This is a genomic window from Flavobacterium sp., assembly GCF_035456225.1.
Classification (GTDB): Bacteria; Bacteroidota; Bacteroidia; order Flavobacteriales; family Flavobacteriaceae; genus Flavobacterium.
In genome coordinates, this window is the sequence record NZ_DATIDM010000060.1 from 1 (window position 1) to 10,987 (window position 10,987).

Annotated in this window: 12 protein-coding genes; 11 read left to right on the plus strand and 1 reads right to left on the minus strand. The window is 40.6% G+C overall.

Annotation, left to right across the window (positions count from 1 at the left end; genetic code table 11):
- Nucleotides 1–1,939, plus strand: a 1,939-nt coding sequence (locus VLB74_RS03450) for an efflux RND transporter permease subunit (RefSeq protein ID WP_325202063.1), incomplete at its 5' end; no start/stop codon positions are given.
- A 221-nt stretch (nt 1,940–2,160) separates the two neighbouring features.
- Here VLB74_RS03450 and VLB74_RS03455 read toward each other — a convergent pair.
- Entirely contained in the window at nt 2,161–2,508 is a 348-nt protein-coding gene (locus VLB74_RS03455) for a toxin-antitoxin system YwqK family antitoxin (protein WP_325202064.1), read from the minus strand.
- Nucleotides 2,509–2,716: 208 nt separating this feature from the next.
- On the opposite strand from VLB74_RS03455, the gene aspS reads away from it, so the two are divergent.
- The 10 genes from aspS to VLB74_RS03505 form a co-directional block, all read left to right on the plus strand.
- Complete coding sequence (aspS, locus tag VLB74_RS03460; RefSeq protein ID WP_325202065.1) at nt 2,717–4,468, plus strand: aspartate--tRNA ligase; 1,752 nt, start codon at nt 2,717–2,719, stop codon at nt 4,466–4,468.
- Nucleotides 4,469–4,640: 172 nt separating this feature from the next.
- Entirely contained in the window at nt 4,641–4,841 is a 201-nt protein-coding gene (locus VLB74_RS03465) for a cold-shock protein (protein ID WP_325202066.1), read from the plus strand.
- Nucleotides 4,842–5,073: 232 nt separating this feature from the next.
- Nucleotides 5,074–5,439: an NADH-quinone oxidoreductase subunit A gene (locus tag VLB74_RS03470; protein ID WP_325202067.1), complete on the plus strand. Its 366-nt coding sequence runs from the start codon at nt 5,074–5,076 to the stop codon at nt 5,437–5,439.
- A 12-nt stretch (nt 5,440–5,451) separates the two neighbouring features.
- Nucleotides 5,452–6,003, plus strand: coding sequence for an NADH-quinone oxidoreductase subunit B (locus tag VLB74_RS03475; RefSeq protein WP_325202068.1), 552 nt, complete (start codon nt 5,452–5,454; stop codon nt 6,001–6,003).
- 1 nt (nt 6,004) lies between these two features.
- On the plus strand, nt 6,005–6,526 hold the full coding sequence (locus tag VLB74_RS03480; RefSeq protein ID WP_325202069.1) for an NADH-quinone oxidoreductase subunit C: 522 nt from the start codon (nt 6,005–6,007) through the stop codon (nt 6,524–6,526).
- Nucleotides 6,527–6,554: 28 nt separating this feature from the next.
- Nucleotides 6,555–7,790: an NADH-quinone oxidoreductase subunit D gene (locus VLB74_RS03485; RefSeq protein ID WP_325202070.1), complete on the plus strand. Its 1,236-nt coding sequence runs from the start codon at nt 6,555–6,557 to the stop codon at nt 7,788–7,790.
- A 5-nt stretch (nt 7,791–7,795) separates the two neighbouring features.
- The gene (locus VLB74_RS03490; RefSeq protein ID WP_325202071.1) at nt 7,796–8,326 is read left to right on the plus strand and encodes an NADH-quinone oxidoreductase subunit NuoE family protein; all 531 of its coding nucleotides are present in this window, start codon (nt 7,796–7,798) and stop codon (nt 8,324–8,326) included.
- A 4-nt stretch (nt 8,327–8,330) separates the two neighbouring features.
- On the plus strand, nt 8,331–9,698 hold the full coding sequence (gene nuoF, locus VLB74_RS03495; RefSeq protein ID WP_325202072.1) for an NADH-quinone oxidoreductase subunit NuoF: 1,368 nt from the start codon (nt 8,331–8,333) through the stop codon (nt 9,696–9,698).
- 51 nt (nt 9,699–9,749) lie between these two features.
- The gene (locus VLB74_RS03500) at nt 9,750–10,781 is read left to right on the plus strand and encodes an NADH-quinone oxidoreductase subunit G (protein ID WP_325202073.1); all 1,032 of its coding nucleotides are present in this window, start codon (nt 9,750–9,752) and stop codon (nt 10,779–10,781) included.
- A 3-nt stretch (nt 10,782–10,784) separates the two neighbouring features.
- The coding region (locus VLB74_RS03505; protein WP_325202074.1) for an NADH-quinone oxidoreductase subunit H at nt 10,785–10,987 on the plus strand (203 nt) is incomplete at its 3' end.

Sequence of the window (10,987 nt, forward strand, 5' to 3'; positions counted from 1 at the left end):
GGAGATGGGTAAAAGCCGAATCCGAGCCGCATTTGACGGAACAGCCGAAATTGGAGGTACGGTAACTTCCATTACCCTGGTAATTGTAGTGGTGTTTTTACCGATATCGATGAGTTCCGGATTGGTTTCAGACATTATTACGCAGTTTTGTGTTACGGTAATGATTTCGACCATGTTGTCATTATTGGCTTCCTTTACCATTATTCCTTGGTTGTCTTCACGTTTTGGTAGACTGGAACACATTGAAGGCAAAAACTTGTTTGGAAAAATCATTTTAGGTTTCGAAAGATATCTAACTCGTTTCACCAATTGGGTTACCGACTTGTTAACTTGGTGTTTAGACCATTACATCAAGACAATTGCAGTTGTTTTGGTCTTGTTTTTCGGAACTATTTTCGGACTCTTCGGTGGAGGATATATCGGAGGGGAGTTCTTTGCCCATTCGGATAGTGGGGAGTTTTTAGTTCAGATTGAAATGCCGAAAGACGCTTCATTGGAACAAACCAACTTCATGACTCAAAGAGCGGAAAACTTTTTGAAAAAAGAACAGTATGTTGCAAGTCAGTTTACCATTATCGGACAAACTTCTGAAGGATTTGCCGGAACCCAGGCGACAGCTTACAAAGCCGAAATCGATGTTAAAATGATCGATCAATCAAAGAGAACCGATGATGCTTCGGTTTATGCCGCAAAAATCAAACGTAAACTCGAAAAAGTTTTGGTCGGCGCTAAAGTAAAAACGGTGCCGGTAGGTATTTTAGGAACTGCCGAAGATGCTTCCTTGGCATTAATTGTAACCGGACCGGATGTTAAAACCGCAATGGGATTTGCCAAACAAGCCGAAGCTCAATTGCGCACCATAGCCGGAACCACCGAAATCAAATTAACGGTTGAAGAAGGTAACCCAGAGGTAAACGTACAGGTAGATCGCGATAAAATGGCTGCTTTAGGTCTTAATTTACAAACTGTGGGTATGACTATGCAGACAGCCTTCAGCGGAAATACGGACGGAAAGTTCAGAGCCGGAGAATACGAATACGACATTAATATTAAATACGATGCCTTTAACCGAAAAAGTGTTGAAGACGTTAGCAATCTGATTTTCGTAAACAATGCGGGACAACAAATTAAATTATCACAATTTGCCGCAATTTCGGAAGGTTCAGGACCAAGTCAGCTGGAGCGAAGAGACAAAACCGCTTCGGTAACAGTACAAGGACAAAACGTTGGGGTTCCTGCAGGTACCGTTGTTAACGAATGGAAAACAAAATTAGAGAAACTTAAAAAACCAAATGGCGTAAATTACATTTGGGGAGGTCAGCAGGAAAACCAGGACGAAGGTTTTGGTACGCTGGGAATTGCGTTATTAGCCGCTATTATTTTGGTTTACCTTGTAATGGTGAGTTTGTATGACAGTTTCGTTCACCCGTTTGTGGTATTATTTGCCATTCCGCTTTCATTCATCGGAGCTTTATTGGCTTTAGGATTAACCAATAACAGTTTGAACATCTTTACCATTTTGGGAATCATCATGCTTATTGGTCTGGTGTGTAAAAACGCGATTATGCTGGTGGATTATACCAATCAGCGTCGTGCTGCCGGAGAAACAATCCGTACGGCACTGATACAGGCCAACCACGCTCGTTTGCGTCCGATTTTGATGACCACCATCGCCATGGTTTTTGGTATGTTCCCGATTGCATTAGCGTCTGGAGCCGGTGCCGAATGGAAAAATGGTTTGGCTTGGGTAATCATCGGTGGATTGATATCCTCCTTATTCCTAACCTTGATTATCGTTCCCGTAATCTATGAAATCATGGAGAAAATAATCGCCAAATTCTCTAAAGGAGAAAAAATTGATTATGAAGCTGAAATGGTAGCTGATTATGTTCACAAAGAATTAAGTGAAGACGGTTTCAACCCGAAACACGAAATGTAATCTTTAAATTTAATTGTTTTAAAAACCCGCTGCAGTGATGTAGCGGGTTTTTAATTTTATATTTCGGATACTCAAAGAATCGGTTAAACTTTAAAAATAAAAAACATTCATAAAACAAGAATGGCTGTCACTACTCTGTAACAGCCATTCCCCCTCAAAGACGCTGGTATTGAATCCGTCTTTATAAACAGATATAACCTTTTCTAAAAAGCAGACCGTGGTTAATTTCTGTTTACTATCGCGTCTTTAGTCCATTTTTTCATTTCAACAATCTTACTGCGGTTGTAATCCACTTCCGCCAGTGTTGCATTGCTCCAAAAGAACCATTTTCCGGTTTTCATCCCCTTTGAATATTCCCCCATCGATTGTTTGGAACCGTCTTCATTATAAGCCACCCATTTCCCGTTCAATTTACCGTCTTTGTAAAAACCTTCCTGTCTTACCTGACCGTTATCATAATAATAGGTCGCTTTTACCTCTCTGCCTGACACCACATATTTCGGTTCTATTTTCTGAGCAGAAACCACACCTGCCATCAGCAACAATCCAATGAATAAAGTCTTTCTCATAGTATCTGTATTTTAATGGGTTAGCTAAATATTACCCTAAATTACGACATATTTTACATTAAAGAAACTTTTAGATAACAATTCGGTAACACTGAAACAAAACTTAACACAACAACGTAAAATCTTACAAAATTAAAATTACTTCTAATAGTAAAAAGCCGACATCCGAGTCAAAAAAAAACTTAAATTTGCATCAAATTTTATAAAAATGTACAGAAGTCATAATTGCGGAACTTTAAATGCTTCCAATATCAATACAGAAGTAACTCTTGCGGGTTGGGTTCAGAAATCGAGAGATAAAGGATTCATGATTTGGGTAGACCTTCGCGACCGTTACGGAATCACACAGCTAATTTTCGACGAAAGCCGTACCGATAAAGCCGTTTTCGAATTGGCTAAAACATTAGGGCGTGAATTCGTAATCCAGGTAAAAGGAACGGTTATCGAGCGCGAATCGAAAAACCCGAACATGCCTACAGGAGATATCGAAATCCTGGTTTCGGAATTAACCATTTTAAACGAAGCGATTACCCCTCCTTTCACAATTGAAGATGAAACAGACGGCGGTGAAGACATCCGTATGAAATACCGCTATTTGGATATCCGTAGAAATCCGGTCAAAAACAGCTTACTGTTCCGTCACAAAGTAGCGCAGGAAGTTCGTAATTATCTGTCTGCTCAAGATTTCTGCGAAGTGGAAACACCTTATTTAATCAAATCGACTCCAGAAGGAGCGCGTGATTTCGTAGTACCCTCCCGTATGAATCCGGGCCAATTCTACGCTTTACCGCAATCCCCTCAAACCTTCAAACAATTATTGATGGTGGGCGGAATGGATAAGTATTTCCAAATCGTTAAATGTTTCCGTGATGAAGATTTACGCGCGGACCGTCAACCGGAATTCACGCAAATCGACTGCGAAATGGCCTTCGTAGAGCAGGAAGACATCTTAAATATGTTCGAAGGATTGACAAGACATTTATTAAAAGAAATAAAAGGCATTGAAGTAGAAAAATTCCCGAGAATTACCTACGATTATGCTATGAAAACCTACGGTAACGACAAACCGGACATCCGTTTCGGAATGGAGTTTGGCGAACTAAATGCCGTGGCGCAACATAAAGACTTCGGCGTATTCAATTCGGCAGAATTGGTTGTCGGAATCGCTGTTCCTGGTGGAGCCTCTTATACAAGAAAAGAAATCGACGCACTGATTGACTGGGTAAAACGACCTCAAATTGGCGCATCGGGAATGGTATACTGTAAATATGAAGCCGACGGAAGTTTAAAATCATCCGTAGATAAATTTTACGATCAGGACGATTTAAAAAAATGGGCAGAAGCGACCGGAGCCAAACAAGGCGACATTATTTTTGTGTTGTCAGGACCAGCTAACAAAACAAGATCGCAGTTAAGTGCGCTTCGTATGGAAGTGGCTACTCGTTTAGGTCTGCGCAAACCGGACGAATTCGCACCGTTATGGGTAGTTGATTTCCCGTTGCTGGAATTTGACGAAGAAAGCGGCCGTTATCACGCAATGCACCACCCTTTCACATCACCAAAACCGGAAGATATTGACTTATTGGCTACAGAGCCAGGGAAAGTACGTGCCAACGCTTACGACATGGTGCTGAACGGAAACGAAATCGGAGGTGGTTCCATCCGTATTCACGATAAGGAAACACAGCAATTGATGTTTAAATATTTAGGTTTTACCGAAGAAGAAGCAAAAAACCAGTTCGGATTCCTGATGGATGCTTTCCAATTCGGAGCACCACCGCACGGAGGTTTAGCGTTTGGTCTGGATCGATTGGTAGCTATTTTGGGCGGACAGGAAACCATCAGGGATTTCATTGCCTTCCCTAAAAACAACTCGGGAAGAGATGTCATGATTGATGCACCGTCACAGATAGACGAGAAACAAATGGAAGAACTGTCCATAAAACTTAACTTAAAATAACAGACAGAAAAACGACCTTCGGGTCGTTTTTTAAATTATTTAACATTCAGTTAACTTTCATCTAAATTTCTCAACACTTAATCGGTTTTTTTAAAAATATTTTATAAAAAACTTGTTTGCTTTATAAAAAAGTTTATCTTTGGAATATTATTAATTATTTTTTTATTACAGAATGCGAACAGGAAAAGTAAAATTCTTTATTGAATCTAAAGGATACGGATTCATTACAGATGACGAAACAGGAAACGATATTTTCGTTCACGCTACAGGTCTTCAAACTGAAGGCTTAAGCGAAGGTGTAAGAGTATCTTACGTGGAAGAAGAAGGAAGAAAAGGTAAAGTAGCTGCTGAAGTAGCTGTTATCGAAGACTAATATATATTATTTTTTGATTACCGACTGAAGGTCTTAACCGCTCCAATTGGAGCGGTTTTTTTATTCAGAAATTTCAGAAATACCCGAATAAGAACAAGTTAATTATTTGTAATTAGTCTAAATATGTTTTACATTTATGAAAGATATAACGCCAAAATCATTAAAAAATTACGTTGCGTTTAAATTTTAGGAATGTATATTTGTGAATTCTTTCATAAAAAGAGATTTAATCATGCAAACAAACCAAATCGATTACATTCCTATTGCAATGCAATTACTTTTAGCCGTGGGATTTGTGGTAACAACCATCATAATTTCAGGCTTTTTAGGACCGAAAAGACATTCTAAGAATAAGGACAAAAACTTTGAGTGTGGTATCGAGTCTGTAGGTAATGCCCGAATTCCGTTCTCGGTAAAATACTTCTTGGTCGCCATTCTTTTCGTGCTTTTCGATGTGGAGGTAATATTCATGTACCCTTGGGCAGTAAACTTCAGAGAAATGGGTTTCGAAGGATTGGTAAAGATGGGTATTTTTATGACACTTTTGGTAATTGGTTTTTACTATGTTATCAAGAAGAAAGGTTTAGAGTGGGAATAAAAAATTAAGACAATGAATGATTCATCAAAACATAATACGGTAGCGGCTCCGGAAGGATATGCCGGAGAAGGTTTTTTTGCTACCAAACTTAGTGATGTGGTAGGGCTTGCCAGAGCCAATTCCCTTTGGCCGTTGCCATTTGCTACTTCCTGTTGCGGAATTGAATTTATGGCTACCATGGCATCTCATTATGATGTGGCTCGTTTCGGATCAGAACGTATGAGTTTCTCTCCGCGTCAGGCCGATATGCTTTTGGTTATGGGTACTATCGCCAAAAAAATGGCACCTATCTTACGTGAAGTATACGAACAAATGTCAGAACCAAAATGGGTTATTGCTGTTGGAGCATGTGCTTGCTCCGGTGGTGTCTTCGATACCTACTCTGTTTTACAAGGAGTTGACAAGGTAATTCCGGTAGACGTTTACGTTCCGGGATGCCCACCTAGACCCGAACAAATTCTGGACGGCATCATGAAATTGCAGGAAATCGTGAAAAACGAATCCGTAAGAAGAAGAAGCTCCGAAGAATACAACGATTTATTAGGTTCTTATAACATCAAATAAAATGGCTTTAGAAACCTCAGTAATACAGAATAAACTTATTGAAAACTTCGGATTAAAAGTATCCGATTTTGTTCAAATCCACGATATTTTAACTTTCGAAGTAACTTCTGATTCCATCGTAGAAGTAATGCGTTACTTAAAGGAAGATCCGACAATGCGTTTTAACTTCCTAACCGATGTTTGCGGAATTCACTATCCGGCTTATGAGGTGGACCGCCAGTTCGCAGTGGTTTATCATATGCACAACTGGATCGACAATGTACGCATCCGCATCAAATGCTATCTGAATGGTGAAAACCCGGAAATCGATACGGTAACCGATTTGTTCCTTGGAGCTAACTGGATGGAAAGAGAGACTTACGATTTTTACGGGATTATTTTTAAAGGACATCCGCAGTTGAAACGTATTTTAAACATGGATGAGATGACTTCTTTCCCAATGCGAAAAGAATTCCCATTGGAAGACGGAGGAAGAACCGATAAAGACGACCGCTTCTTCGGAAGAACAACACAAAACTGCTAATAGAACCCTGAAATACTTTTAAAGAACAATGTCAGACCTATTATTACCACCGGAAAAACGCTATGCCAACATCATCAATCAAAGAAGAAATGAGGATGGCAGCGAACTTTCTATACTGAATCTAGGACCAACCCACCCTGCAACTCACGGTATTTTCCAAAACATCCTGTTAATGGACGGAGAACGTATCGTAGACGGAGAAGGAACGGTAGGCTATATCCATAGGGCTTTCGAAAAAATTTCCGAAAACCGACCATTTTACCAGATTACCGTATTAACCGACCGAATGAACTATTGTTCGGCACCAATCAATAATATGGGTTGGTGGATGACATTGGAAAAAGCATTGGGTATTGAAGTACCGAAACGCGTACAATACATGCGGGTTATCGTGATGGAATTGGCCCGTATTGCTGACCACATTATCTGTAACTCGGTTTTAGGTGTTGATACCGGTGCCCTGACAGGATTCTTATATGTATTCCAGTTCCGTGAAAAAATTTACGAAATCTACGAAGAAATTTGTGGTGCACGTTTGACGACCAACATGGGACGTATCGGTGGTTTCGAAAGAGACTGGAGCCCTGCTGTTTGGACAAAACTAGACAAGTTCCTTGACGAGTTCCCTACAATTTGGCAGGAATTCGAAAACCTGTTGACTCGTAACCGTATCTTCATGGATCGTACCATTAACGTAGGTCCGATTTCAGCGGAAAAAGCCATCAGCTACGGATTTACAGGTCCAAACCTTCGTGCAACTGGTGTAGATTATGATGTTCGCGTAATGCAACCGTATTCTTCCTACGAAGATTTCGACTTTAATATCCCGGTTGGAAAATCAGGTGACACTTACGATCGTTTTTGCGTTCGTAACCAGGAAGTTTGGGAAAGTTTGAGCATCATCAAACAGGCTTTGGCAAAAATGCCAGAAGGACCTTATCATGCCGATGTTCCGGAATATTACCTGCCTCCAAAAGAAGATGTGTATTCCACTATGGAATCACTAATCTGGCACTTTAAAATCGTGATGGGAGAAGTTCCGGTACCATTAACAGAAGTATATCATCCGGTAGAAGGCGGTAATGGAGAATTAGGTTTCTACTTAATTACCGACGGAAGCCGTACCCCATACAGACTACATTTCAGAAGACCTTGTTTTATATATTATCAGGCATTTAACGATATGGTAAGAGGACAAATGCTTTCCGATGCCATTGCGACCTTATCAAGTTTGAACGTTATTGCCGGAGAATTAGACGCTTAATGATTATGGAAAAATATATCTACAAACAGGATATCAATATCACTCCGGAATTAATGACCCGTATCAACGAACTGATCAGTCATTATCCGGAAGACAAAAGAAAATCGGCTTTATTACCTGTTTTGCACGAAGTTCAGGACGCTCACGACAATTGGTTGAGCTACGAACTACAGGACAAAGTAGCCGAAATCCTAAACATACAACCGATTGAAGTATATGAAGTAGTTTCTTTCTATACGATGTTTAACCAAAAACCAATCGGAAAATACATGTTCGAATTCTGCCGTACCTCATGTTGTGTAACACGCGGTGTGGAAGATTTAATGGACTATACCTGCAATAAATTAGGCATTCAGGAAGGCGAAACTACCGTTGACGGAATGTTTACCGTAGTAGGTGTTGAATGTTTGGGTGCTTGTGGTTATGCTCCTATGATGCAAGTCGGGGATTTCTACCACGAGAATTTAAACCAGGAAAAAGTAGATCAGTTAATAGCCGACTGCAGAGCCGGTAAAATAACATTACACGATAAATAATACCATGGGAAGAAAGATATTATTAGATAAGATAAACATTCCGGGTATCAAAACCTACGAAGTGTACCGCCAGAACGGAGGTTATGCTTCAGTGGAAAAAGCATTGAAATCGATGACCCCGGATGAAGTGACCGAAGAAGTTAAAACTTCAGGGTTACGCGGACGTGGTGGTGCAGGATTCCCAATGGGACTGAAGTGGAGTTTCATCGATAAAAAATCTGGCAAACCGAGACATTTAGTTTGCAATGCCGACGAATCCGAACCGGGAACGTTCAAAGACCGTTTCTTAATGGAATACATCCCTCACTTGTTAATTGAAGGAATGATTACTTCAAGTTATGCTTTAGGCGCTAACCTGTCGTACATCTATATTCGCGGTGAGTACATGTGGGTATATAAAATTCTGGAAAGAGCCATCAAAGAAGCATATGCAGCAGGCTGGTTAGGAAAAAACATCTTAGGAACCGGATACGATTTGGATTTACATGTTCATTGTGGAGCCGGAGCTTACATCTGTGGTGAAGAAACAGCTCTTATCGAATCGTTGGAAGGAAAAAGAGGAAATCCGAGAATCAAACCACCATTCCCGGCAGTTAGCGGATTGTGGCAAAACCCAACCGTGGTAAACAACGTAGAATCTATTTCTGCAGTGCCGTGGATTGTGATGAATTCCGGAGAAGAATATGCAAAAATCGGAGTAGGCCGTTCAACAGGAACGAAGCTTATTTCTGCATCAGGACATGTCAAAAATCCAGGAGTTTATGAAATCGAATTAGGATTATCCGTAGACGAGTTCATGAATTCTGATGAATATTTAGGTGGAATGTTAAACGATCGACCATTAAAGGCTTTAGTACCGGGTGGTTCGTCAGTGCCAATTCTTCCTGCAAATTTGATTTTCAAAACCGCCAACGGAGAAGATCGTTTAATGACCTACGAATCATTGTCTGACGGAGGTTTCGCAACAGGATCCATGTTAGGTTCCGGAGGTTTCATCGTGTACAACGACACTACTTGCATCGTTCGTAATACTTGGAATTTCTCCCGTTTCTATCACCACGAATCTTGTGGTCAGTGTACTCCTTGCCGCGAAGGAACCGGTTGGCTGGAAAAAATATTACACCGAATCGAAAACGGTCACGGTCGTGAAGAGGATATCGAATTACTGTGGAGTATTCAAAGTAAAATAGAAGGAAACACGATTTGCCCATTAGGGGATGCGGCTTCCTGGCCTGTTGCGGCAGCTATCCGTCACTTCAGAGAAGAATTTGAATACCACGTTCGTTTCCCTGAAAAAGTTAAAAATAGAGACCATTTTGTGCACGAACCGTTTGAAAAAGTACGTCACTTAATTGGAAAAACAATAGTATAACCCAAGTCGAAAGTTGAAAAAAGTAATTTTTTCGCTTTAAACAAAAGCAATATGAAAGTAACAATAGACGGTCAGGAAATACATGTAGAACCGGGGACGACCATCCTGCAGGCTGCAAGAATGATTGGAGGCGAGTCCGTACCGCCTGCGATGTGCTACTATTCCAAATTACAGGGAAGTGGTGGTAAATGTCGCTGTTGTTTGGTGGAAGTATCTAAAGGTAGTGACGCCAACCCTACCCCTATGCCTAAATTGGTAGCATCATGTGTTACTGGCGTAATGGACGGTATGGAAGTGAACAGTAAAAATTCACCTCGAGTTGAGGAAGCCAGAAAATCCGTTACGGAATTTTTGTTAATCAACCATCCATTGGATTGCCCTGTTTGTGATCAGGCCGGGGAATGTGACCTACAGAACTTAAGCTTCCAACACGGAAAATCGGAAACCCGTTTCATCGAAGAAAAAAGAACTTTCGAACCGGAAGATATCGGCCCTAACATTCAATTACACATGAACCGTTGTATCTTATGCCAACGTTGTGTGTTAACGGCAGACCAATTAACCGACGGACGTGTACACGGTGTAATCAGCCGTGGTGACCATGCCCAAATCTCAACCTGCTTATCCAAAGCGATTGACAACGAGTTCTCCGGAAATATGATTGATGTTTGTCCGGTAGGTGCTTTAACCGATAAGACATTCCGATTCAAATCGAGAGTTTGGTTCAACAAACCATACGACGCGCATAGAAACTGCGACAAATGTTGCGGAAAAACCACTGTTTGGATGTTTGGTGATGAAATCCAACGTGTAACGGCGCGTAAAGACGAATATCATGAAGTGGAAGAATTCATTTGCAATACTTGTCGTTTTGACAAAAAAGACGTGAAAGACTGGGTAATCGAAGGCCCTCGTAAATTCGAAAAATTCTCGGTTATCAACAGAAACAAATACGCTCTGAACGTGCCAAAAGTAGAAATCAAAACGGAAGACCAGATTTTACTTGGCCGTAAAGAAGACCAGAAAAAAATCAGTATGGTAAAAGTTCCTTTAAATAATACTAACGGTAATTCTAATTCATAAGACATGGAGAGTACAGTTATCATAGAAAAAGGAATTTTCATCGTAATTATTTTTGCCATCACCATGGTAATGGCCATGTATTCTACATGGGCGGAACGAAAAGTGGCAGCTTGGCTTCAGGATCGTATTGGTCCGAACCGAGCAGGACCACTAGGATTGCTTCAACCGCTTGCCGATGGTTTGAAATTATTTTCGAAAGAAGAATT

Coding starts and splice junctions, on each gene's coding strand:
- VLB74_RS03455 (WP_325202064.1), bottom strand. CDS start 2,508: ATGAGAAAGACTTTATTCATTGGATTGTTGCTGATGGCAGGTGTGGTT.
- aspS (WP_325202065.1), top strand. CDS start 2,717: ATGTACAGAAGTCATAATTGCGGAACTTTAAATGCTTCCAATATCAAT.
- VLB74_RS03465 (WP_325202066.1), top strand. CDS start 4,641: ATGCGAACAGGAAAAGTAAAATTCTTTATTGAATCTAAAGGATACGGA.
- VLB74_RS03470 (WP_325202067.1), top strand. CDS start 5,074: ATGCAAACAAACCAAATCGATTACATTCCTATTGCAATGCAATTACTT.
- VLB74_RS03475 (WP_325202068.1), top strand. CDS start 5,452: ATGAATGATTCATCAAAACATAATACGGTAGCGGCTCCGGAAGGATAT.
- VLB74_RS03480 (WP_325202069.1), top strand. CDS start 6,005: ATGGCTTTAGAAACCTCAGTAATACAGAATAAACTTATTGAAAACTTC.
- VLB74_RS03485 (WP_325202070.1), top strand. CDS start 6,555: ATGTCAGACCTATTATTACCACCGGAAAAACGCTATGCCAACATCATC.
- VLB74_RS03490 (WP_325202071.1), top strand. CDS start 7,796: ATGGAAAAATATATCTACAAACAGGATATCAATATCACTCCGGAATTA.
- nuoF (WP_325202072.1), top strand. CDS start 8,331: ATGGGAAGAAAGATATTATTAGATAAGATAAACATTCCGGGTATCAAA.
- VLB74_RS03500 (WP_325202073.1), top strand. CDS start 9,750: ATGAAAGTAACAATAGACGGTCAGGAAATACATGTAGAACCGGGGACG.